The organism is Acidobacteriota bacterium, from assembly GCA_016208495.1.
In the GTDB taxonomy this organism is placed as follows: domain Bacteria; phylum Acidobacteriota; class Blastocatellia; order Chloracidobacteriales; family Chloracidobacteriaceae; genus JACQXX01.
In genome coordinates, this window is the sequence record JACQXX010000006.1 from 1 (window position 1) to 22767 (window position 22767).

Sequence of the window (22767 nt, forward strand, 5' to 3'; positions counted from 1 at the left end):
CGCGGAACAGAAGGCTGAAAATCAGGTCCTGGCCCGGCGTCGGGTTCGGATTGAGCATGTCAACAGCAGCGTGAAGCGATGTCGGATTGTCAAGGAACAGATTCGGTTACAGGGCGAGGGGGTTCGGGATCTGGTGATGGGAGTTTGTGCCGCCCTTCACAATTTTCGAGTTCGGATCACACCCTGGGTTCCTATGATTTAATCGTAATAACCTTTACTCTAAAAAACAACTGGAAAAATTGTCTTCGTAAAGCTGGATCAAAGAGACTCAGTCTGATAATAATAAAAACATTCTGACCCTTAACTTCAACCAAACAACCTTACTCAAGCTAATTCCTGTAATCAATAAATATTTCCGGTTTCTCAGTATTTACCTTTCAAACATCCACCATCATCCCAAAGCTACTTGACGACAAATTCCCCCACCGGCTATGGATATCTCAGATTCCCCAACATAACAAACCCAGGGCCACTTATGAAAAATCATCTTCAGCGTCTTTTCTATAGCCTGTTATCAGCTCTATCAATTTTCCATCAACCAGCATTGAGCCAGCCTGTGATTGAACAAACGCCAGAGTCACCAGTCATCGCCATCACATTTGACGATCTTCCTCTCAATGGACGACAAACCAGTTTGATACTCCAACACAAAATGACCCAGCGGTTAATTTACACCATCCGCACCAACCGGATTGCGGCGGTGGGATTTGTGAATGAAGCCCAGCTTTTTGAATATGGGGAAATTGACCGTCGGGTGGACCTTTTAAAACTCTGGGTAGATGCTGAATTAGAGCTTGGAAACCATACGTATTCACATCCATCCCTGCATGAAACCCCGGTTGAAGTCTTTATGGAAGACATCATCCGTGGTGAAACCGTCACCAAAATGCTCTATAAGCCAAAGAAACTCCCGCTCCGGTACTTCCGCCATCCATACCTGCGGGCTGGACTATCACCCGAAACCAGAGCCCAGATCGAATCTTTTCTCAGCCGGCGCGGGTACACAATTGCCCCAGTCACCATTGAAAACTCCGACTGGATGTTTAATGCCCTCTATACTCCGGCCAAACTGGCTGGAAAGAAACACGAAATGCAGGCGGTGGGTCAGGCGTATGTCACCTATACCGAAGAAATGTTTGCTTATTTTGAAGCACTCTCCGAAGCAGTTCTTGGTCGGCAGGTGCGTCACATTTTGTTACTGCATTCCAATGAACTCAATGCCGACTATTTTGACGAACTGGTCGGCTTGATGAAAAAACGCGGCTACCATTTTGTCTCACTTGAGGAGGCACTGGCTGATCCAGCCTACCAGCAGCCCGACACCTATTTCGGGAAAGGGGGCATTTCCTGGCTTCAACGATGGGCAATTTCGAAAGAGATGACCCCCAGGTTCAGGAAAAAACCCGAACCTCCAGTTGATATCCAAAAATCATTTGGTCAGCTTGGATATTGATCAACACCCTGGATTTGACTGAATTTTTTGCCGGGTTGAAGTTGTCAATGGCAAGAAATACCTGGGAGCCATTGAGCTCAAATTAATTCAAATTGCTGTATTTTCAGGAGATAGATGGAATCAGAGGAATACTGGATTTTTTCTGGAAAATTTTTCGACTGGCTGTAATTTTTTTACCTTTATTTCATCAGCCAATGAACCTGAGAAGTGTTAACAATGAGAATTGGGTTGTGGCCTTTGGCGAGAACATACAAATGCGGCGTGTTGCTCGTCTCCAAAATCCAATTCTCATTTTTTTTGATCAGACGGGCTATTTCTTGACCGGGGGAGGAAGTTCGCGGGCTTCACAAACCGATTCAAATCCATTTCGGCCATGCGCCCCATCGCAAAACGGCTTGTTAACCGAATGTCCACACCGACATAACCCAATCACGGTGCGACCAGCCAGCCCAAACGGGCGTCCCTGAGCATCAAAAATTTCAAAATCGCCTTCAATCCTCAGCGATCCATTTGGGTTTATGGTAATTTTGGTAGCTGCCATAGTGAGTGTTCTCCTGATGAACTGAAGTTTGGGTTGAACTGCCATTCAACCTGAAGTACTGGTTATTTGAAAGCGTGCATCACCCGCACGACCGGGTACACATCTTTGTCGGTTTCGAAATAGGGTGAGCGTTGATAAAAAAAGTACAGGCGGGCCTGTGGGTCGGCGGCGAATTGTGCATCATTTTTGAGCCGCTGCTCAAACTCTTCGCGCAGTTTGGGGTTTAACTCCAACATTTTGCGGGCAATCGGCTCCATCACATAGTCGGAGTAATATTCTTTTTGCTCAAAAATCGAGTCAAACCGGCCCCATCGCAGTGCTGAATCGGGACCTTCCGGTTCCAGGATATTAAAGGCGACCCTGGCCACCCGCTGGTTCATGGGAACAAAGATGGTTCCGGCTGGAAACGAAAGCGTCCGCTTTCGAGGGGTCATGGAAAAACTCGAAACCAGATGCCGCCCTTCAAATGGTCGGTCAGACCACTTCACCATCTGAAAAGTATACTCTTCAACTTCAGTCGAAAGGTTCTGTGACAATCGCTTAAGCTGGACCCCGTGTGCCTCCAGCAGGTCAATAATCTCAGTCCACTCGGCTGGAATGAAATATCCATAGGGGACGACCGGTGAGGCAGTCGGAACGGTTTGATCATAAAACAGCGAATCAACCGTGACTGGCTGGCTGCCATAGCGGGGAATGGAACTTCCAGTGATCGCGCTTTGTTCAAACGTGGTGGTCACGCCTCGAAAAGCATAGGGTTCGTTCGCTGTTCCCAGTTTCCCAGCTAAATACAACTGGACACCCGGCGCCTGCTTTTGTGAAAGCGCGGCGATTTGTTCATCCGCCTGGGTTACGGCTTGTTTGAGAGCGGCGGGATTACCAGCAATGAGGTGGAGGGTTTGAACAATGACGTCATAGTGGGACCAAACCTGGGTCCGATATGGTTTGAGGCTGTGTGTTTCCACCAGCAACCCTGGGCGATTGCAAATGGCGGCATACCCGGTCGAAAATCGCGGCGTTGAGGGGCCGCCTTGAAACCCTTTTGTGACGTCCTGTTCGTCAATTGGTTCAATATAGGGGCCAACCACGTGGCCACCCTGTTCAAGTCCGGCTTGAAATTTTGGCACAAACGAATTTCGAACCCAGTTTCCAACCGTTGGCCAGACTTCTAACCCACTGGGAATACTGATGGTCACGTCATATTGGTAATCCATGCCATCCGTCACATGGTTATCCATCAAAAAGTCTGGTTTCCAGCTTGTCCACATCTTGAGCCAGGCTCGCATCTCCGGGGTATCCGCTTTGAGATAATCACGATTGAGGTTTTTGCGGTGCGCGGTGACGCGAAATCCCATTTCACGGGGACCGGCCTGGTTAATGCGGTTATAGGCTGACACGCGTTCGTGACCATCAATATTAAAAACCGGCATCACCAGTAAAATAACGTGATCTAAAAGAGCCGCATACTTTTTGGAGACCACGACATCCCGCACAAACATAAACGAGGCGTCTTTGCCGCCAATTTCACCAGAGTGAATTCCATTTTGGATAAAGATGATCGGTTTGCCGGTTTTCGCGGCGGCTTCGGGGGTAAACGCCCGGTCCTTAGACACAATCACCACCACCAGATCACGGCCTTGGGGCGTCCTGGCGAGGGGCTGGATTTTGATCAGGGACGAGCGTTTCTCAAGTTTTTGATAGAGTTCCAGGACCTCCGCATATCGCCCGGTCTCAACATACCTGGATTTCTCGAAGTGGGTCAGCAGGTCAGGCGGCGACGCTTTGGTACTGTCGGTAAGTGACCGTGCCGGCCCCGCTTCCGGAGGCTGCCAGCCGGTCAATGGCGGGGAAGGTGGAACTGGGTAAACGGATGGGTTCTGCCCCAATGCCGGGACCACAAACAGAACCGCCAGAAGTGAGGCCAGCAGAAATTGGAAGCTGGCAACATTTTTTTTACGTGACATAGGCTTTTCTAAAATGCTTGAATCAGGATGAAGGTCGTTGTGGACGGCACATCCTAAAGAGAGTGCCGTTCAGAAGCAATTCCAGACCGCTGATGATGCGATTCAAGGCTGAGGAAAGAAAATGATGAAGTTACAACGCCTCCCCAACACACTTCGCCCTTCATTCTTTTGCATAGGACCGTTGTTCCTGATGTGGATAAACACGTTTGGAGTGTTTGCCCAAAGCGAACTACCTTCATCTAAATTTGACCAGCCGATTGAAATCCACACCTACAAATATCAAAAAGGGGACGATGCCCGATGGGCGGCGCCGGATTTTGATGATTCCGGCTGGTCTCAAACCATCATTAAAAAAGAGTCGCCATCGGAACCACTGACTGACTGGCAGGGATATTTCTGGTTTCGGGCTGAGGTGACGATACCACCAGCCATGATCGGTCAGGATATTGCCTTTTCCTACCAAAAAAATTATGCCCATCAAGCCGTCGAGGTTTTTTTGAATGGAGTCAAGGTTGGAAGCTGTGGCCGATTTCCGCCGGCGATTGGCTTTGAAAACCAAACCACGATGGTTGTTCCCATCCCCGCGCATGCGGTCAACACACAGGGAAAGGTAAAGCTGGCCTTCCGCGCCTGGGCCCCCGATGATCCGCTTTTTGGGACCGCGCGGCTCCAGTTCCCAGTCAAAATATGGTGGACCATGGCCCTGGAAACCCAGGTTTTATCCTGGAAACGTGGCTTGATGGTACGTCACATCGTCCCATTTATCCTCTCCCTGATATTTGCGTTGGTTGGTATCTATCATTATGTTCTATACCGCCGGCGGCAGGAACTGACTGAATATTTCTGGTTTTCACTCACGGCCCTTGGATTTGCTGGCAACACGTTTATTACTTGCTTTTGGGCTGACTTTTGGGTGAATTCCCCTCGTTTGGAAATGCGATTGATGACCTTAAGTCAAACTCTCACCGTCTTGATGGGGTTGCAATTTGTACTGGTCTTTTTTCAGTATCCCACATCCCAGTTGATTCGCTGGTATCAGGTTGCTTTAATTGGAGTTTCTGGTCTGGTGGTCATCGTTCCAGATAGGTGGTTTCATGCTAATTTCCAATTTCTATTTTATTTTTCAGTGATTGGCGTGGTCTTGATTGGAAGCATTATTTATCAAAAAGTGATGCAGCGATACGTTGATTCGATTCCGTTGGGAATCGGGATTATGTTTGTGGTAATAAGTGAAATACTGGAAGTTGTAAAACAATCAAAGTTTTGGCATTACCTCCCTGAGATTGACAACTATGCCCAGTATGGGTTTGCGAGCTTTCTTTTTATGATGGCATTCTCGCTTTCAAATCGGTTCAGTCGGGTTTATTCCGAGCTGGATGCGTTGAATCAAGATCTGGAGCGGAAAGTCATTGAACGAACCGAACAAATTACCCGTCAGCGCGACGAAATCGCGAGCCAAAAAGAAGAACTGGAGCAGAGAAAAACCGAAGTTGAAGCCAAGAACCAGGAACTGGACGAAAAAGTGGCCGAACTCACCGCTGCCCAGAAACAGGCCAATCGAATTTTCTCAGCCTTGGCCCAAGCGCTTCCGGGAACAATCCTGGACGGGAAATACCAGCTTGCGGAAAAGATTGGGACCGGAGGCTTTGGCGCGGTCTTCCGGGCGACCCAGCTTAATCTCAACCGGTCTGTGGCGGTCAAAGTCTTCCGGCCAGCCGCGGGCAATGATTCCGAGGATGCGATTGAGCGATTTCGCCGCGAAGGGGTCTCGGCCTCACGTGTAAACCATCCCAATGCGATTTCGATTGTTGATTCCGGAGTTTCAAGCGATGGAATTGCCTATCTCGTCATGGAATTACTCAATGGGCATACCTTAACTGACGAACTTCGATCTGCTCCACGGCTTTCGGTGTCTCGGTCCTTGAAAATCCTGATTCCGGTGTGCGATGCGCTCAGTTATGCCCATTCCGTCGGGATCATCCATCGGGATATCAAACCTGACAATATCTTTATCAATCAATCGCCTGAAGGGGAAGTGGTCAAGGTACTTGATTTTGGCATTGCCAAGCTGATCGGGGCTGAATCGGGGGGCATTGCCGGCGAGCAACTGACGGGCACGGGGTTGATTGTCGGCACCCCGGCGTATATGCCTCCGGAACGACTGAGTGGGAAACCGTATGATGGACGCGCTGATGTCTACAGCATTGGCATCATCATGTTCCAAATGATTGCCGGGCAACTTCCGTTTGCTGAAGCTCAAAACAGTCTCTGGGAGTTGATTCTGGCCCATACAACACGTGCCATCCCATCCCTGCGAGCCTATACCGAAAACATCCCGGAAGAACTGGAAACGCTGGTTTATTCGGCTTTGGCGAAAGCCCCGGAAGCCCGTCCATCGGCTCGTGAACTGGCTCATCAACTCAGCATCATCCTGGCTAATTTGGATGAGGTTCAGACCCATCAGGTTACGGCCCCCCGTGAACTCCGGCGTATTTCGACCTTCGAAACCACCCCATTGACAACGGGGCATCAAGGTGAACCCCGACCAACCAGTTTCGAAGGAATGTCGGATGCAATCACCGTTCTGGCTGAAAAGCCTGATACCACCACCCTCACTCAACAGGCTGTGGTCGAACAAACCCAGGAGGTTGCGAGTCTGGAACCACGGCACGTCGCCAATATGGAAACAGTGGTCACTGAACGGCCAGCTCCAACCGACGAATAGTCTATGTTATTGAATAATAACATATTAACCTGTTCATACTTCATACTTCATACTTCATACTTCCAATAAATTGTGCTCGCATTGAGGGCTATTTCCGTGTATAACCAGGATGGTTGAGGGTGCCCCACGAAGATTGTTTCCTTTCATCCTCGTCATGGATCTTCTCCCGGCACCCCATTTAGTTCCTGGCACTGAAACACGATGTTTCTTTCGGGTAAATTTTTTCGGGAGAAACTATTGCCAGTTTGGACTTCATGGCGTTTAATGACGTGTTGCGTCACCGCCCTTGACCAACGTGACGTAACTCGACCTTCCTCCTCGCCTTTCGGCAATCGAGTTTTCCCTGATAACAATACAATCGGTTTACCGTGATGGTCATTGTACCCGACGGGACGGTACTTGCTTATCCCCAGGCTGCCTGTACCAGCGTGTGATGGAAGGCACGGCGCTCCACAAGTAGCCACTCACCGACGTGTGCGCTTCATACCGCACAGGAGTTTCTCTTATGTACACTGTTTTTCTTGGATTGTTTTTGTTGAATCCTGGAACGATTAACCATCTGCCCACAACCAGCAATACCGCTGACAAGCTTCCATTAATTGGAAAACAAAACGATGGAGACCTGCGACTGGTACTGGGCAACTCGCCGGATACGGCAGCGCGGGTTCAGTTAAATAAACTCTATCAAGGGGTTTTGTTTGCTGACGGTGACGAAGGTGACTTTTTTCGGTTTTCTGTTTCCACCGGGTCACCACTGGCGTTGGAAGTAACTCATGGGAAATCAAACGGTTCGCCCATCAAGTTCGCCCTCAGACGAGCCGACAAAGGGTTGTTTGGCAACCGGGCGGAAGTCTTTGCTTATGTCAATCCAGGTGAAGCAAAAACAATATCATTAGCTGAAGCCCCAGCCTGTGACCTGATTTTTTCAGTGACCAGTGATGGGGAAGACCACAGCTATTCCTTCAAAGTGATCGGAAACGCCTGAATTTGAGTTCCTGAATTCTGGGGACCTGGTACCTGGGAATCAACATGTCCCAAGTACCAGTCACCAGGGAACTGAACAGTTTTATGCCAGTTTGGAATCGTATCCTTGATTTATCAGAAAGCGAAACCATTGAAATAATTGCTTTTCTGACCTCGATACCCCGAACCTTCAATGATATTACCTGCGTCTATGACCTCAGATCCAACCAAAACAATTGGGTACATGGCCTATTTACCGGATGAAACAGACTTTCAAATTGAAGGTGCGGTTGTCATTGCCCGCTCAAAGGATCTGATGGCCAGTTACCTGGCCGGACATCAACCCGAACCAAACACCCTGTTTCACATTATCAAAGTCACCTTTTTTGAGATTACCGCCGTGAGCATTGCCAAAAAGGTCGCTTTTCTGTTTGATCAGCCAGCCTATGAACGCTTCCGAAAGGAAGCCCTCAAGGATGAAATTCTTTTTCCTCTGTGGCGTGACCTCCAAACACCTGAGGCCAGCGGGAAATGGGTCAAGGGAGTCGGATGGAAATATCATACCACCAGGGTTCAGGGTTTTCGGAAGGGATGAGGGATGAAGGATAAGGGATGAAAAAATCACCCTGTCACTTTGTCAGTCGGTCATCTTGTCAGGGTTTGGGGTTCAGGGCCAGATTTTGTCAGTCGGTCATCTTGTCAGGGTTTGGGGTTCAGGGCCAGATACTCCACGTTGAGTGGTACCCGTCAGTTCCCCAGTCTTCATCTTGAGTGGGATCAGTCAACTCATCGCCGAAACCCTGAACCCTGAACCCGATTTCAGTGGGATTTTATTTTCTTCTGGGTCCCCAAGGTGCAGTTTTGGGGAAACTCGTATGAGCTTTCTCAAAAAACGAAATTCCAGGTCACTCCTGTTCTTTCACTGGGTTGAGGGCGGCATTTTTCTCACGGTGAGTACCAGTGAGTCAGACCCGCTTCGAACCTAAATCCCTATAGTAGTTTTCCGCGAAGAATCAGCAAGGCCAGCGTGAAATACATCACCAGCCCTGCCACATCCACAATGGTGGCCACAAACGGGGCCGACGAAGTCGCCGGGTCAGCTCCAATTCGTTTGAGTAAAAAGGGAAGCATTGACCCACAAAGCGTTCCCAGCATTACCACACCCAGCAGTGACATTCCCACGGTCACTCCCACCAGCGCCCAATGCGGCCCATAAACGGGTGAAAATAGACTCCACACTGCAATTCGCAAAAAGCCAATCACACCTAAGATTCCACCAAGCAGCAAGCCCGAAATAAACTCGCGCCGCATCACGATCCACCAGTCATCAAGCCGGGCATCATTGAGCGCCAGGGCTCGAATGATCAACGTTGCCGCTTGAGATCCCGAGTTGCCTCCACTAGAAATAATCAATGGGACAAACAGCGCCAGCACCACCGCCTTTTGGATTTCGCCTTCGAAATAGGACATTGCGGTGGCCGTCAGCATTTCTCCAAACAACAAGACGACAAGCCAGCCGGCGCGCTTCTGGGCAAGTTGCCAGAGCGGAGTATTCATATACCCGTCTTCGAGCGCCTGCATTCCACCCAGTTTTTGGAGGTCTTCAGTTTGCTCTTCAACCATTACATCCAGGGCATCATCAACCGTCACAAACCCCAGTATCCGTTGCGAGTCGTCCACGACTGGGACGGCCAGCAAGTTGTATTTGGCCAGTTTTCGGGCCACAAGTTCCTGATCCTCTTTAAAATGAACACTAATCGGGTATTTGCGCATGATGTGGGAAACTAACTGTTCCGGGTCGGAAACCACCAGGTCACGCAACGAAATGGCGCCGAGAAGACGATCCTCGGGATCTAAAACATAAGCTGAATACACGTGCAGTCGGTTTTTACTGATGGATCGAACAAACTCAAGCGCCTGGGCAACGGTCTGAGACGGTTCAAGGCGAACATATTCCGTAGACATGATCCCGCCAGCCGTCGCGGGGTCAAATTCAAGCAGGAGGTTGGTTTCCCGCTGGATTTTGTCGGGCAGATACGGCATTACCTGGGCCCGAAAGTCAGAGGGCAGCTTTTGAATAATATCCACGCGTTCATCTGACGAAAGACCAGTAATAATCTTGGCTGCCTGTTCAATATGCAGTAACTGAATCAGAGCGGGACGCCGTTCGAAGCTAGGCTCATTAAAAACCGCGATGATTTCCCCCAAATCAAGGGTCAAAATTGCCAGCAAGGCGTCGTCGAGTGAAAAATCATTTAAAACTTCAGCTACATCTGGAGCTTTGAGGCGATCAATAACCGCACTCACCGCCTGCGGATTTGCTCTCAATTCATCACGAAGTTTTGCCAGTCGCTCTGGGGTCATGGTGTTCTTGGTTTTGGTAGACACAGGTCTGGCCTCCTCCTCAGGAAAAAGGGTTGGGGTCAATGAAGTCGGAAAATAGCTGAATCAGTGTGGGCGAGATGAACAAGGGGGAGCGATAGGTAACGGGACAGGGATGTGTGTTTGCTTTTACTCTTGATTGAGAATGGTGTCTACAGCAAGCAAGAAAAAAGTATATTGGAACATAATCAATCTTATCAGACTCAATTTATTTTCTCAAATTGAACTTCACTCTGGCACACAGATTGCCCTTCCTGATTCTAAACTCAACTATACCTGCACTTTCAGGAGGATTCACCCGTTATGTCGCGCCGAATTTTTATTTACCTGTGCCTCTTCACTGCTGTTTTGGTCGGAACGCTTCGAGTCCTGGCCGCCCCGCAACAAGGGCGAGGTCTTGAACCATTACCCGTTCAATCAAAAGAGTTTGTCACTGTTTTGCTCAAACAAGGAACAACCTTTATTCCTGTTTCCCGGGACTATCCGTTTCGTCAGGGAGATCAAATTAAATTCAAAATTCAATCAAAATTGAATGGATTTGTATCTATTTTGAATATCACCCCGGCAGGCCAGGCTCGACTTTTATCGGATCAGAATCAACTCTCGATTCCTGTCTTTTCCGATCAAAGTTGTGAAATCCCGGCTGGCCAGCAGTCGTTTCGATTTGATGGGGAACGTGGGATTGAATTGATCCGCTTTTATGTCAGCACCGAGCCAATCCCAAATCTGAACACCTGGATTGAGAACCTCAACCCGCTTCAGACAGATTCCCAGCCAATGATTGCCTATGGACCGACTTCGCGGAGTGTAACGTTTCAACCAAAACCAGCCAAAACACCGCCTCCGTCAACCAGTACCGTCACTTCAAATACCAGTCCGGCTCAACTTCGGATGGTCAACCGGGCCCAGCCTCAGGTTGAAGTTATTGAACTCCAGCTCAAGCACGTGAGTCGGTAAAGTTCAGATCTCAACAATGAACCTGGTTTGTTCAAAAGTCTGCTTTTATCCACAATGGCGAAACTCATTGTTTATGGAATTCAACCCCAGCCGATGGTGATCCCGATTCGGGGACATTTCACCATTGGCCGGGATCGTAGTTGCACCTTGCGGCTTGAAGATTCCTGCATTTCGCGATTTCAAGCCATCATTGAAACCAGGTGTGGTGAAACGGTGATTCGAGATGGTGGGAGTCGGAATGGAACCCGGTTAAATGGTCAGCCCATTCAACTTGAACAGAGATTATCAGACGGAGACGAGATTATTTTTGGGGGTGGAATTCGTGCCACGTTCACTCATTCGATACTACCTCACAATTCTCCGTCTCAACCGAAGCCAGTTCACTTGAAAACCGAGGCCACATCTTCGCTGGTTTCAAGGCCAAACCAAACAATGAGTCCGTCAGGGGTATCGGATTCCCCACCACCGGTTGCGAAAATCTGGCTGGCTGGATTTGTCATCCTGCTCTGCCTGACGACCGTGCCTGTTCTCTGGTTTGTTTCCCAATTGCCACAAAATCCCCTCCACCTGGACGGCAATCAACCACCTCTTTCACCCAAATCACCAGCTCCCCCCGTGCTCCCAACCGCAGTGAAGGAGATTTCGCAGCCAGCGCTGCCTTCACCGACACCCTCTTCAGAATCAGCCGCTTATCCTGATTTGCAGCAGCAGCTTGAATCGCTTTCAACGCTCGTCACCCGCTCTCACCAAACCACCTTTTCGCCTGAACTGATCGCACAGGTACAAACCTGTATCCCAGAAATGACAGCTTCTCCTTTCCAACCCAGAGAGGACGAAAAACAACTGGTCCGGACTGTGTTTTCAAATCGTGGAATTCAGCCGCTGGTAGGCGGTTTTCTGCTTGCCTCACTCCAAACCACATCAGCCACTTCCGGTCAATCCCGATGGAATCTCCCTCAAGAACTCCTTCGGTCATACACGGCAGGGGCTTCACAAATTTCTGAAACAGAAATTGCAGCCCTTTATATTCGGGATGTGTGTGTCGTTTTTGATACCAGGGATATTTGGCTGGCTTTGGCCTGCTATGGTCAACCACTCCAACGCGTGGCCACTATCCGTGCGGTGTTAGAGGCGAAAGATCCTGACCATCGGCTTCGAACTGATTTATGGAAGTGTTATCAGACTGGTATTCTGGGCCAGCAGGAGTGGCATCAACTCTGCCGGATTCTGGCTGCCAGCGTCGTGGCCGAACATCCCGAGGCTTATGGCCTTGCTGGAACCCCCTTATCGGCTCAATTCTAGGGCTGAAAAATCTCGGGCTGAGGTTTTTTCAGCCCCAACCAGACTCAGTACTTTCGCAGTAACCCCAACAGAACATCCCGAATGCGGTCATTGGGCGCCACATCAATTGGGGTTTTTCCTTCCTGGTTCTTGGCTGTCAATTCCGCCCCATTGACAAACAAATATTCGGCAATCTCAACCTGCCCGCTCATGGCGGCCCAATGAAGTGGAGTTTCTTCATCCTCATCATGGGCCATAACATCCGCACCATGGATAATGAGGAGTTCGACGACGTCCCGAAAACCGCATCCAGCCGCAAAAAAGAGCGGTGTGTTTCCATAGTTGTCAGGCTCATTCACCCGCGCCCCTCGATGCAGAAAAACACTGACCAGTGACCCACTTCGTCCAAATCTGGCGGCTTCGTGCAAGGGGATGCGACCTTCCAGGTTGTGGGCATTCACATCAGCCCCCTGCGAAATCAACAAATCGGCAATATTCTTTCGTCTTCCGCGTGCCACCCAGTGCAATGGCGTATTTCCGTCCTTATTTTTGATGTTGACGTTGGCACCGCGTGAAACCAGATACTGGGCCACCGCATAATGCCCATTGTAGGAAACCAGGTGCAGCGGTGTGTCCCCATCATTATCCCGGACATTGGGATCGGCACCGCTGGTAATCAATAATTCGACCAGGTTGCGGTAATCCCAATAGGCAGCCGAATGCAATGGCGTGCTCCCCTTCAGATTGCGAACATTGACATCCGCCCCTTTCTTTATCAGTAACTCGGGGATTGTTTTTTGATCGTTCCAGTTGTCCCAGGCAGTGATATGAAGTGCGGTGTTTCCATCCCTATCCCGGGCATTGATATCAGCTCCATGGGTGATCAGCAGTTCAGCGATTTCACGTTTCCAGGCTGAATAATGAAGCGGTGTCTTTCCGAATTCATCACAGGCATTCACATCCGCTCCCATTTGAATCAGCAGGCTGGCGATTTCACGGTATTTGGTGGCCGCATCATCGTCATCGGACGTGAGCACATTTGATTTTGTCGTTTCTGAAATTTCACGATTCCAGGCCCAGTGAAGCGGTGTTTCGCCAAGCTCCCCTTTGGCATTGACAAGATTGGGATTGTTTTGCAGTAACTCACGAACTTTTGCTACATCACCTAACTGAGTCGCCTCTAAAATCACGCTTTCCAACATTATGATAAACCCTTGCCTAACTTGAATTTATAAAGATTCGCCGAACAATTGAGGAGAGTTGAAACGTACCAGCCTTTCACCTCTTCCAGGCAGTCCACAGATCGAACCAGTTGGAAAGAAGCGTCAGGCAAGAAGGATCGCTGAATTCGAAGTCTTGTCTCAGAATAGTTACAAATAATTTTCAGGATATTCAAGGCATGAACGACAGTGTTTGGCTAGAAAATTTGCATAAATCATTTGTTTTGGCAAAAGGGTGGGCTTTTCGCCGAACGTACACCGAGATCCTGGCCGTTGATCACATCAGCCTTGCCGTTCCGGAAGGCCAATCAGTGGCGTTTATCGGCCCGAATGGCGCTGGAAAATCAACCACCATCAAGATGTTGACCGGAATTTTGCGTCCCACTTCAGGAACCGCCCGGGTGTTGGGAGTTGTTCCCTGGGAACAGCGCCGAACGCTGGCCTTTCAGATTGGCGTGGTTTTTGGGCAGCGATCCCAGCTCTGGTATCACCTGCCCCCCTCGCACACGCTTGACCTGCTCGCCAAAATTTACAACCTGACGCCGACTGAGTATCAGGCCCGCCGAACCATGCTGATAGACCGGTTTGGACTGGGTCCATTTTTAGACACTCCGGTTCGAAAGCTGTCACTTGGCCAGCGGATGCGGGCCGAGGTCGCCGCCAGTTTATTGCATCAACCAAAAGTCCTGTTCCTTGACGAGCCTACGATTGGCCTCGATGTCATTGCACGACAGGAGTTGCGGGATGTCATTCGCGAATGGAACCAAAAAGAAGGCGTCACCGTGTTTCTCACCAGTCACGATGCTGGAGATATCGAACAGGTCGCCAAACGGGTCATTATCATCAACCATGGGCGGGTTGTGCTCGACGACAAAGTATCAAGCATGCGCCGTCAGTACCTGGGGGCCAAAATCCTCGATGTGAAATACCATGAGCCTCCACAACCTTTTTCATTGCCTGGGGTTACCAAGTTAAAGAGCAGCGGGTACGCGCTCAAACTGGAAATTGACACCCAACTCATTTCGATTGAGCAGGTCATGAATGAAGTTCTCAAAGCCGGATCGGTGGCTGACATTGCCATTGAAGATCCCCCGCTTGAAGAGGTCATTGCCCATATCTACAACCAGAAATGACCGAATGAAGAAGGTCTTTAGTGGTTAGTGGTTAGTGGTTAGTGGTTAGTGGTTAGAAATCCCTACTTTCCAGGAAGACCTGAGAATCAACAACCAATCATTTGTGCGAGTTACCCGAATTTTGCCTAAAATAACCCAACGACCACCGTCAGCCAAATCGGGACACAAATTACAGGCGGCAATCTCCCAGGATATTGAGTAGAATTGACTTCCAGCCTGTCCTTTATGTCTTTTATGTCCTTGATGTCCTTTTCTTAGTCGGATCAACCACATCAGAGACCAACCCAGGCAAGCGGTCAGTATTTTGAGCAAATTTGAGGGAATGAAGAACTTTGAGACCCCGAACCCCAAAATGAAATACCTCTGGATTGCTTTTACCTCTATCCGATCAAATCTGGCTTACCTCACTGAAGTGGCGGCTCGCGTCATTTTTTTAGGGGTGATTTTGTATATCTTTTTACAGCTCTGGAAACTGACATTCTCAGAAACCCGCGCCCAGCAACTTGGCGGCTTTACACTGGCCCAAATGCTCTGGTATCTGGCAATTACAGAATCAATTATTCTCTCCAGCCCACGTGTTTCGACTGAGGTTGATGAGGATGTGCGGACCGGAGCGCTAGCCGTTCAGTTAATCCGCCCACTGTCGTATCCGCTGTACCGGCTGTTTTCAACGCTTGGGGAACGCACGGTTCGCTTTTTCCTCAATGCGACGGTCGCCACCCTGATTTCCTTGGTTTTTGTCGGACCGATTTCAATCAGCCTTTCAGGGTTGGCAATGTTTGCCGTTTCGATTCCCCTGGCATTTGTGCTCGATTTTTTGGGGATGTTTCTGATTGGCCTTGGTGCTTTCTGGCTGGAGGATACTGGCGGCCTGACACTGATTTATTCGCGGATCACCATGATTTTAGGCGGGTTGTTGATCCCGATTGAACTCTTTCCAGATGCCATCCAGCCAATTGTTCGGATCTTACCCTTCGCGAGTATGGTCTATGGCCCCGCACACATGTTTGTGGCACCAGGCTGGTCACAGTTGATTGACCTGATCATCAAACAATCACTTGGTATCGCGGTCCTGGGCACTATCGTCTCTTTTGTGTATCGGCTTGCCCTGAAACGGATTTCCGCCCACGGCGGGTAACGCCGGACAACAGTTAAACAACTGAAAAAGTTAGTTTTTTCTAATCCTTGAACCATCATTGGATTTATGATTTCGTCACTTACTGGTTTTCTTTGGCTCGCAGTCGCCTACCTGAAGTTTAATCTCAGAGCCCAACTGGCCTACCGTGGCGCCTTTATCTCACAAGTCGTGGCTATGTTTTTGAACGACATTGTGTGGGTGACCTTCTGGTGGTTGTTCTTTACCCGATTTCCAGTCCTGCGGGGCTGGGATGTCAAAGACGTCATTACCGTCTGGGCGATTGCGGCTGCGGGGTTTGGAATTTCACATGGCATCTGTGGCAATGCGTTTTCGCTTTCATCGCTGATTGTCCAGGGTCAACTTGATGTCTGGATGCTGTATCCGCGTGCGTTGCTCCCCCATCTCTTATTGGGACGCACCAATGCCACAGCCTGGGGCGATGCACTGTTTGGGTATGTCATTTATCTGGCGATAGTCCGACCAGATCCAGTTCATTTCCTGCTCTTCTTCCTGTTGAGTATTTCGGCGGCCATGGTTTTTCTCGGATTTAACATTCTGGTTGGAAGCCTCGCCTTTTTCCTTGGAAACTCAGAAGGGTTGGCTGAACAGTTGCGCTTCTCGTTAATCACCTTCAGTACCTACCCGTCAGTTATTTTTGAAGGGCCGGTCAAAGTCATTTTGTTTACCGCCATTCCAGCCATGTTTATCAATAACCTGCCCATCACTGCCTTGCGGGAGCTTTCCCTTTTTCATGCGGCTCTTTCATTTTTGGGAGGCGTGCTGGCGGTGGGGATTGGTGGATCAGTTTTTTATTATGGCCTGCGCCGGTACGAATCAGGGAATTTGATGAATATGCGTGGCTAACTGAGCTGAATGGAGAATGGAGAATGAAGAAACCAGTGAATGGTTAGTGGTTAGCTTTTGGTTCTTGGTTCTTGGTCGAAAGTCTTGATCTCTAATCACTAACCACTAACCACCTTCTTCATTCTCCATTCTTCGTCATTCGCCCTTTGTATTCGGTCATTCAGCACGTCTTTGGTGCGTTTCTGAAAGATTCAAGGCTATAATTCGGCATCCACTCAACCACCGATTGAATTCCTTACCATTTCAGGAACGCCGTCTATGCGAAAAGCTATTTTGCTGACTCTGTTGATCTTTGCTGGAACTTTATTTCTTATTTCCTATTCCAAACCCTGGCTGCAAAGAACGGTTGCTGCCCAATCAAAGCAAAAAGTCCCCACGTTTAATAAAGAAATTGTTCGTATTTTTCAGAAAAACTGTCAGGTCTGTCATCACCCGAACTACATTGCTCCATTCTCACTGATGACCTATGACGAGGCAAAACCCTGGGCACAGGCAATCAAAGCCGAAACCCAGGCCAAACGCATGCCTCCCTGGAAAGCAGCATCTGGTTGTGGAAGTTTTAATGATGAGCGGGTTCTCTCAGCCGAAGATATTGACCTGATTGCGCGCTGGGCCGATGCTGGCGCCCCAGAGGGAAAAGCGAAACATCTTCCGCCACCAGTCAACTTTTCGTCCGACTGGTTACTCGGCAAACCGGAGCTTGAACTGGCTTCCCCAGAAGCTTTTTCGATTCCAGCTTCAGGCGATGATATTTATCAATGCTTTGTATTACCACACAAGTTTGATCAGGAAGCCTTCTTGACCGCCTCAGAAATCCTGCCGGATGCGGCTGAAGTCGTGCATCACGTGTTGCTGTTTGTTGATACTTCAGGAGAGGCTGAACGCCTGGATGCTGACGACCCGGCCCCTGGATACACTTCATTTGGTGGTCCGGGATTCATCCCAGCGGCACTGCTGGGTGGGTGGGCACCAGGTAACTTTCCTCGATTTACACCCAAAGGAATCGGCGTCAAGATTCCGAAAAACTCGCGCATCGTGATGCAGGTGCATTACCACCCCAATGGTACCGCCTTTACCGACCGGACCCGGTTGGGGCTGCATTTTGCCAAAGAGCCGGTTGAAACTGAGCTTCAGGTACTGCCAGTCGTCAATCCATTCTTCAAGATTCCAGCCGGCGCCCCCAGCCACGAAGTCAAAGCCGTCATGACGGTTCCGTTTTTCTGGAACATCAAAGTTTTGGGAATTACGCCCCACATGCATTTGCTGGGAAAAAGCATTCAGGTCGAAGCCAGACTCCCTGGTGGTGAAAAAATTTGTCTGGTGAATATTCCCACCTGGGATTTCCGCTGGCAGGGCACTTATGCCTTCAAGGAACCAATCACGCTTCCTGGCGGCACGATTATTACGGCAACCGCCATCTATGACAATTCAATGGCCAACCCGCTGAACCCAAACAATCCACCAAAGCAGGTTGAATGGGGCGAACAGACCACTGATGAAATGTGCCTCGTTTTTATGAATTATGTGTCTGCCTGGACAGACAAATCACCAAATCAGAAAGCCAGATACCAGGAAGTTGACCCGATTCAGGCCATGATTGCCGACCAGCCTCCAATCAAAATGGGCGGTGTGGACATTATGCAGCAGGCCAAATTGAAAATGGCATCCAGCCTTCTGTTTAGTTCACCGGTTGAAATGTACAACTGGGCTGATGCCTTCCGCCCAGAAGTGTCGAAGTCCAAAACCCTTCCCTGGCAGAAATATTTTGGGAAAGACGGTGCGGTTTCCAAAAAACCTGCCTGCTGTCATTGATTATTTGAACAAAAAATCCCTGTAAGAACCAAAAACGGCAGGTCAAATGACCTGCCGTTTTTTGGTTTTTTCTTGATCTCAAATCTTTTATTAATTGGTATTGCTCGCGTCTTCCTGCTGGCCTAAATATTCCAGATACAGGGATTTTGCAGATTCTTCATCGTTGATCGTTTCCGGACCATAAACGCGATATTCACGTCCTTCACCTGCTGCATTGACAATATACACCCAGCCATTGCCATTACGGAAATACATGGTTGTGTAATCTTCCCCATTGACTTTCTTGACATAATCAAGCCTGGACGTTGCAGAGGAACTGGTATCCACCAGCTTATGTTTCTCAATCACTCCATTCAGGGGAAAATCATCTCCACTGATTTTTACGAGAAATTCATTATTTTCTGGTGAACCGACCTGTACCGCAACAACCTGAATACCATTTTCACCATAAAACAATTTGATATTCTTCCCGTATTTTTGCCGATTCTGGCTCAACGCCACGGTCGTCGCACAGCACACAATTAACAACAACAGGGCGAAAGATTTAATTTTTGAAGAAACTTCGAACATTGAGACAAACCTCCAAGTGAAATGAGTAATGTTTATTGAACGATACACACTTCAGAACAACTCGCGTGCCAGAGTTCAAGTCAATTGTCCACTATAATCCAAAAAAACAATAACCCTTTTCAAATCAAGCTTTACCTCAATAAAAAAAGAGATTGCCTTCTTATTTTTCAGAATTTACACAGAAACGAATTTATCTTCCTTTGATATATCCTTCCAAATTAAATTAAATTGATTTTTTCTATTATTGGCACGCTTCATCTTCCTGAGGCGGATGACTTCCGGCGCTTGAATGGCCTCCCTATGGGATAACCTCACAAAAAAAGGCTGTATGGAATGTACCCAATCATTCCATACAGCCCACTTGCTTGTACGAGACGAACACCGTTGTAAAGGCTGGCTTCTGCAAGCCAGGCTCCAATGCCTCATTCGGTTGAGGCAGATCCTTTTTGCTCTAAAGCCGAGTGCATCGCGTGCCAGGGAAGGCTGGCACATTTGACCCGCACCGGAAAATGACTGACGTTTGAAAAAATCGCCAGCCGCCCCAGATGATGCGCTTCAGAATTCACATTCAGCTCGCCTTTGACCATTTTGTGAAATTCGTGAAACAGCACTTCGGCTTCGTCTTTGGGTTTTCCCTTAATAAAAGCCGTCATCATCGAGGCTGAGGCTTTGCAAATCGCACATCCCACGCCCGTGAAAGTAATTTCCTTGATCACCGGTCCATCCAGGTTGATAAAGACGGTTATCTGATCACCACAGAGCGGGTTGTGCCCTTCGCACATGCACGTCGGGTTTTCAAGCGTCTTAAAGTTTCTGGGATTCTTGTTGTGATCGAGAATGACCTGCTGGTACAACTCGCTGTTGTAACTCGACATTTAGCTAAATACCTCTATCGTTTTCAGAATCGCTTTGGCCAGTTCATCAATTTCCTCTCGGGTATTGTAGAAAGAAAACGAAGCCCGAGCCGTGGCGGGGACGCCAAACCGTTTCATCACCGGCTGGGCGCAATGGTGACCGGCACGAATGGCAACCCCTTCCTGATCAAGGAAATGGCCAATATCGTGTGGATGAACGCCATCTAAAATAAAGGAAATAATCGCCGCCTTGTGGGCCGCTGTCCCAATTATCTTCACCTGTGGAATCGCTGATAGCACCTGGGTGCCATATTCCAACAATTCGTGTTCATATGCCTGAATCCGATCCAGGCCAATTCCAGTCAGATAGTCAATCGCTGTCCCCAGACCGATGACTTCGGCAATCGCAGGGGTGCCAGCTTCAAACTTATGTGGAATCGGAGCATACGTCGTTTTTTCAAACGTGACCGATTCGATCATATCGCCGCCACCCAGGAACGGATTCATCTTTTCGAGCAGGTCGGCCTTGCCATACAAAATCCCAATGCCCGTCGGACCAACCGCTTTATGGCCTGAAAATGCATAAAAGTCACAGTCCAGGTCCTGAACATCAACCTTCATATGCGGCGCCGCCTGAGCGCCATCCACCAGGAATGGAATATTTTTGGCGTGGGCCAGTTCGATCATGTGTTTGATCGGGTGAATCGTCCCAAGCGCATTGGAAACATGCCCGACACATACCATTCGGGTGCAGTCAGTCAGCAGTTTTTCATATTCTTCCAGGATCAAGTCACCCTGGTCATTGACCGGGATCACCCGCAGCGTCGCCCCTTTTTCAGCACAAATCATTTGCCAGGGCACAATGTTGGCGTGGTGTTCGGTGGCCGAAACCAGAACTTCGTCACCGGCTGAAATAAATTTCGCCCCATATCCACGGGCCACCAGATTGATCGCCTCGGTTGTGCCACGTGTGTAGATAATCTGCCGGGTTGCTGGAGCGTTTAAAAACCGGGCGGCCACTTCGCGCGTGTGTTCATAGGCAATAGTGGCTTTTTCAGAGAGTTTATGGATGCTGCGCCGCACAGTCGCATATTCTTCCGAATAATACCGGCTGATGCGGTCAATCACGACGTGCGGTTTCTGGCTCGTGGCGGCATTGTCCAGATAGACCAGCGGTTTCCCATTCACCTGCTGTCTGAGCATTGGAAAATCAGCCCGAATGTGTTCGACATTGAACGTAGGCGGTTCAGCCACCGCCAAAGAATTTTGTGCAACTGCCATATCACTTTTTCTCCAAAAGTCTTTCTGAGTTAGTGATGAGTGGCTAGTGGTTAGTGGTAATGACAACTCACATTGTTTCAGTCGCCTCAGGTAATCCTTTGAAAAATCAGATGAAAGCTCAAAATCATCAAAACAACCTGAGTTGTCATTACAGCTAGTGGCTAGTGGCTGGTTCTTGGAAGGTATTGATTTCTAACCACTAATCACTAATCACTAATCACTAATCACTAGAGGGGTTCTTCATTCTTCAGTAATGGTTCTTAACCACGTCCGGCAATGCGGGTTGAAATGGCCCGGCCCAGTCCCGATTTGATGGATTCAATTTTGATTCGATCCACAACTTCCTGGGCAAAAGCAAAAGTCAGCATGGTTCGGGCCTGTTCCAGTGGAAGCCCGCGGCTGAGCAAATAGAAAATTTCGTCTTTGTTGAGCTGACCGACGGTGGCACCGTGGCTGCATTTGACGTCATCGGCAAAAATTTCAAGTTGCGGTTTGGTGTCAACGCGGGCGCTGGTTGAAAGCAGCAAATTCTTATTGGTCTGGTTGGCGTTTGTTCCCTGGGCATCGGTTCGGACCCAAACTTTCCCATCAAACACGCCGCGTGCCTTATCGTCCAGCATTCCTTTGTAGAGAATCTGGCTGGTGCAGTTCGGATGGGCGTGATCAACCGATAAATGCACGTCTGCCAGTTGTTTCCCGCTCACGTAATACAACCCTTGCAAGGCACACTCACCACCAGGCGCCGTAAACGCGACATCAATCTGGTTGCGGGAAATCTGACCACCGAGCGCAAAAGAATACCCGTTCAACACCGCCGCCTGCTGGATGCGAACCCTGGTGTTGGCAATATGATAGGCGTTCAGGCTTTCTTTCTGGACTTTGTAATGCTCCAGGATGGCACCATCCTCAAGCACAATTTCGGTGACGGCATTGGTCAGGTATGGACGGTCGCCAAACCGGCCTGATTCATCATCGAGCGCCAGGTAGTTTTCAACCACCGTCGCGATACTGGCTTGCTCAGCAACGATGAGCACCCGTGGGAACGTCGCCTGAAAATCAGCCGCGTGATCTGAGACAAAAAACAAATTGATTGGTGTCTCAACCACTTTGCCTCGGGGAATATAAATCACCACGGCCTCACCCATCAGGGCGGCATTGAGCGCGGTAAACCCATTCCGATCTGGAACAACCACCTGCCCGAAGTATTTTTGCACCACTTCCGGGTGTGTCTCACAGACGTCAGCCAGCAGCCCCACCACACATCCGGCTGGGAGAGATGGAAACGCCGAGAGTTCGTGGTTTAACCGGCCATTGAGAAATACCAGTCGGCTGGATTCAGCTTCAGGATAAAACGGGATGAGCTTTGAAACGGCTTCAACATGTCCGGCAACACCAGGAGTAAATGCCTGTTTGGTAACTGGTGCGATATTGGTGTATTTCCACTCTTCATCCCGAATGGTCGGAAACCCAATCCGTTCAAAAGCCGCCACACCCGCCGCACGCAAATCAACCAGCCATTGTGGTGACGTGCCGGCTTCAGCTTTTGACACTGCTTCAAAAATGCTTTGATACAAATGTTTTTGTTTTGATGGTTCAGGAGTCATAAATCCCTTTTGAATCAAGAATGAAGAA

Annotated in this window: 19 protein-coding genes; 11 read left to right on the plus strand and 8 right to left on the minus strand. The window is 49.1% G+C overall.

Features of this window, described 5'->3' with window-relative positions:
- On the plus strand, positions 1-202 hold a 202-nt coding region (locus HY774_00870; GenBank protein ID MBI4747013.1), incomplete at its 5' end, for a hypothetical protein.
- Between the two features lie 273 nt (positions 203-475).
- On the plus strand, positions 476-1453 hold the full coding sequence (locus HY774_00875) for a polysaccharide deacetylase family protein (protein MBI4747014.1): 978 nt from the start codon (positions 476-478) through the stop codon (positions 1451-1453).
- 310 nt (positions 1454-1763) lie between these two features.
- On the opposite strand, the gene HY774_00880 is transcribed toward HY774_00875, so the two are convergent.
- Together HY774_00880 and HY774_00885 are read right to left on the minus strand one after the other, a co-directional pair.
- Positions 1764-1994: a CDGSH iron-sulfur domain-containing protein gene (locus HY774_00880; protein ID MBI4747015.1), complete on the minus strand. Its 231-nt coding sequence runs from the start codon at positions 1992-1994 to the stop codon at positions 1764-1766.
- Positions 1995-2056: 62 nt separating this feature from the next.
- On the minus strand, positions 2057-3955 hold the full coding sequence (locus HY774_00885; GenBank protein ID MBI4747016.1) for a M14 family metallopeptidase: 1899 nt from the start codon (positions 3953-3955) through the stop codon (positions 2057-2059).
- 121 nt (positions 3956-4076) lie between these two features.
- On the opposite strand from HY774_00885, the gene HY774_00890 reads away from it, so the two are divergent.
- From HY774_00890 to HY774_00900, 3 genes are all read left to right on the plus strand, one after another.
- Positions 4077-6680: a protein kinase gene (locus HY774_00890; protein ID MBI4747017.1), complete on the plus strand. Its 2604-nt coding sequence runs from the start codon at positions 4077-4079 to the stop codon at positions 6678-6680.
- A gap of 505 nt (positions 6681-7185) precedes the next feature.
- Positions 7186-7665: a hypothetical protein gene (locus tag HY774_00895; protein MBI4747018.1), complete on the plus strand. Its 480-nt coding sequence runs from the start codon at positions 7186-7188 to the stop codon at positions 7663-7665.
- A gap of 189 nt (positions 7666-7854) precedes the next feature.
- Complete coding sequence (locus HY774_00900) at positions 7855-8238, plus strand: hypothetical protein (protein ID MBI4747019.1); 384 nt, start codon at positions 7855-7857, stop codon at positions 8236-8238.
- 395 nt (positions 8239-8633) lie between these two features.
- On the opposite strand, the gene mgtE is transcribed toward HY774_00900, so the two are convergent.
- Complete coding sequence (gene mgtE / locus HY774_00905; GenBank protein ID MBI4747020.1) at positions 8634-10031, minus strand: magnesium transporter; 1398 nt, start codon at positions 10029-10031, stop codon at positions 8634-8636.
- 297 nt (positions 10032-10328) lie between these two features.
- Here mgtE and HY774_00910 point away from each other — a divergent pair, with 297 nt between their 5' ends.
- Together HY774_00910 and HY774_00915 are read left to right on the plus strand one after the other, a co-directional pair.
- On the plus strand, positions 10329-10982 hold the full coding sequence (locus HY774_00910) for a DUF4384 domain-containing protein (GenBank protein ID MBI4747021.1): 654 nt from the start codon (positions 10329-10331) through the stop codon (positions 10980-10982).
- A 54-nt stretch (positions 10983-11036) separates the two neighbouring features.
- The gene (locus HY774_00915) at positions 11037-12284 is read left to right on the plus strand and encodes an FHA domain-containing protein (GenBank protein MBI4747022.1); all 1248 of its coding nucleotides are present in this window, start codon (positions 11037-11039) and stop codon (positions 12282-12284) included.
- A gap of 44 nt (positions 12285-12328) precedes the next feature.
- Here HY774_00915 and HY774_00920 read toward each other — a convergent pair whose 3' ends face one another.
- Positions 12329-13465 (minus strand): ankyrin repeat domain-containing protein, encoded by a 1137-nt coding sequence (locus HY774_00920; GenBank protein MBI4747023.1) that lies wholly within the window; start codon positions 13463-13465, stop codon positions 12329-12331.
- A 197-nt stretch (positions 13466-13662) separates the two neighbouring features.
- On the opposite strand from HY774_00920, the gene HY774_00925 reads away from it, so the two are divergent.
- The 4 genes from HY774_00925 (at position 13663) to HY774_00940 (ending at position 18430) form a co-directional block, all read left to right on the plus strand.
- Entirely contained in the window at positions 13663-14616 is a 954-nt protein-coding gene (locus HY774_00925) for an ATP-binding cassette domain-containing protein (protein ID MBI4747024.1), read from the plus strand.
- A gap of 352 nt (positions 14617-14968) precedes the next feature.
- Positions 14969-15754 carry an ABC-2 family transporter protein gene (locus HY774_00930; GenBank protein ID MBI4747025.1) on the plus strand — a complete coding sequence of 262 codons (786 nt, stop codon included), beginning with the start codon at positions 14969-14971 and terminating at the stop codon, positions 15752-15754.
- Between the two features lie 69 nt (positions 15755-15823).
- Positions 15824-16618 (plus strand): ABC-2 family transporter protein, encoded by a 795-nt coding sequence (locus HY774_00935; protein MBI4747026.1) that lies wholly within the window; start codon positions 15824-15826, stop codon positions 16616-16618.
- Positions 16619-16876: 258 nt separating this feature from the next.
- Complete coding sequence (locus HY774_00940) at positions 16877-18430, plus strand: hypothetical protein (GenBank protein ID MBI4747027.1); 1554 nt, start codon at positions 16877-16879, stop codon at positions 18428-18430.
- Positions 18431-18520: 90 nt separating this feature from the next.
- On the opposite strand, the gene HY774_00945 is transcribed toward HY774_00940, so the two are convergent.
- From HY774_00945 to sufD, 4 genes are all read right to left on the minus strand, one after another.
- Positions 18521-19000, minus strand: coding sequence for a hypothetical protein (locus HY774_00945; GenBank protein MBI4747028.1), 480 nt, complete (start codon positions 18998-19000; stop codon positions 18521-18523).
- Positions 19001-19422: 422 nt separating this feature from the next.
- Positions 19423-19875: an SUF system NifU family Fe-S cluster assembly protein gene (locus HY774_00950; protein ID MBI4747029.1), complete on the minus strand. Its 453-nt coding sequence runs from the start codon at positions 19873-19875 to the stop codon at positions 19423-19425.
- On the minus strand, positions 19876-21135 hold the full coding sequence (locus HY774_00955; GenBank protein MBI4747030.1) for a cysteine desulfurase: 1260 nt from the start codon (positions 21133-21135) through the stop codon (positions 19876-19878).
- A gap of 260 nt (positions 21136-21395) precedes the next feature.
- Entirely contained in the window at positions 21396-22739 is a 1344-nt protein-coding gene (sufD, locus tag HY774_00960; GenBank protein ID MBI4747031.1) for a Fe-S cluster assembly protein SufD, read from the minus strand.
- Positions 22740-22767 lie beyond the last annotated feature (28 nt).

What these genes read in the sequence shown, in the direction of transcription:
- HY774_00930 (MBI4747025.1), top strand. Translation starts at nt 14,969, where the DNA reads ATGAAATACCTCTGGATTGCTTTTACCTCTATCCGATCAAATCTGGCT.
- HY774_00945 (MBI4747028.1), bottom strand. Translation starts at nt 19,000, where the DNA reads ATGTTCGAAGTTTCTTCAAAAATTAAATCTTTCGCCCTGTTGTTGTTA.
- HY774_00875 (MBI4747014.1), top strand. Translation starts at nt 476, where the DNA reads ATGAAAAATCATCTTCAGCGTCTTTTCTATAGCCTGTTATCAGCTCTA.
- HY774_00910 (MBI4747021.1), top strand. Translation starts at nt 10,329, where the DNA reads ATGTCGCGCCGAATTTTTATTTACCTGTGCCTCTTCACTGCTGTTTTG.
- HY774_00925 (MBI4747024.1), top strand. Translation starts at nt 13,663, where the DNA reads ATGAACGACAGTGTTTGGCTAGAAAATTTGCATAAATCATTTGTTTTG.
- HY774_00950 (MBI4747029.1), bottom strand. Translation starts at nt 19,875, where the DNA reads ATGTCGAGTTACAACAGCGAGTTGTACCAGCAGGTCATTCTCGATCAC.
- sufD (MBI4747031.1), bottom strand. Translation starts at nt 22,739, where the DNA reads ATGACTCCTGAACCATCAAAACAAAAACATTTGTATCAAAGCATTTTT.
- HY774_00890 (MBI4747017.1), top strand. Translation starts at nt 4,077, where the DNA reads ATGATGAAGTTACAACGCCTCCCCAACACACTTCGCCCTTCATTCTTT.
- HY774_00915 (MBI4747022.1), top strand. Translation starts at nt 11,037, where the DNA reads ATGGCGAAACTCATTGTTTATGGAATTCAACCCCAGCCGATGGTGATC.
- HY774_00940 (MBI4747027.1), top strand. Translation starts at nt 16,877, where the DNA reads ATGCGAAAAGCTATTTTGCTGACTCTGTTGATCTTTGCTGGAACTTTA.
- HY774_00895 (MBI4747018.1), top strand. Translation starts at nt 7,186, where the DNA reads ATGTACACTGTTTTTCTTGGATTGTTTTTGTTGAATCCTGGAACGATT.
- HY774_00920 (MBI4747023.1), bottom strand. Translation starts at nt 13,465, where the DNA reads ATGTTGGAAAGCGTGATTTTAGAGGCGACTCAGTTAGGTGATGTAGCA.
- HY774_00955 (MBI4747030.1), bottom strand. Translation starts at nt 21,135, where the DNA reads ATGGCAGTTGCACAAAATTCTTTGGCGGTGGCTGAACCGCCTACGTTC.
- HY774_00900 (MBI4747019.1), top strand. Translation starts at nt 7,855, where the DNA reads ATGACCTCAGATCCAACCAAAACAATTGGGTACATGGCCTATTTACCG.
- HY774_00885 (MBI4747016.1), bottom strand. Translation starts at nt 3,955, where the DNA reads ATGTCACGTAAAAAAAATGTTGCCAGCTTCCAATTTCTGCTGGCCTCA.
- HY774_00880 (MBI4747015.1), bottom strand. Translation starts at nt 1,994, where the DNA reads ATGGCAGCTACCAAAATTACCATAAACCCAAATGGATCGCTGAGGATT.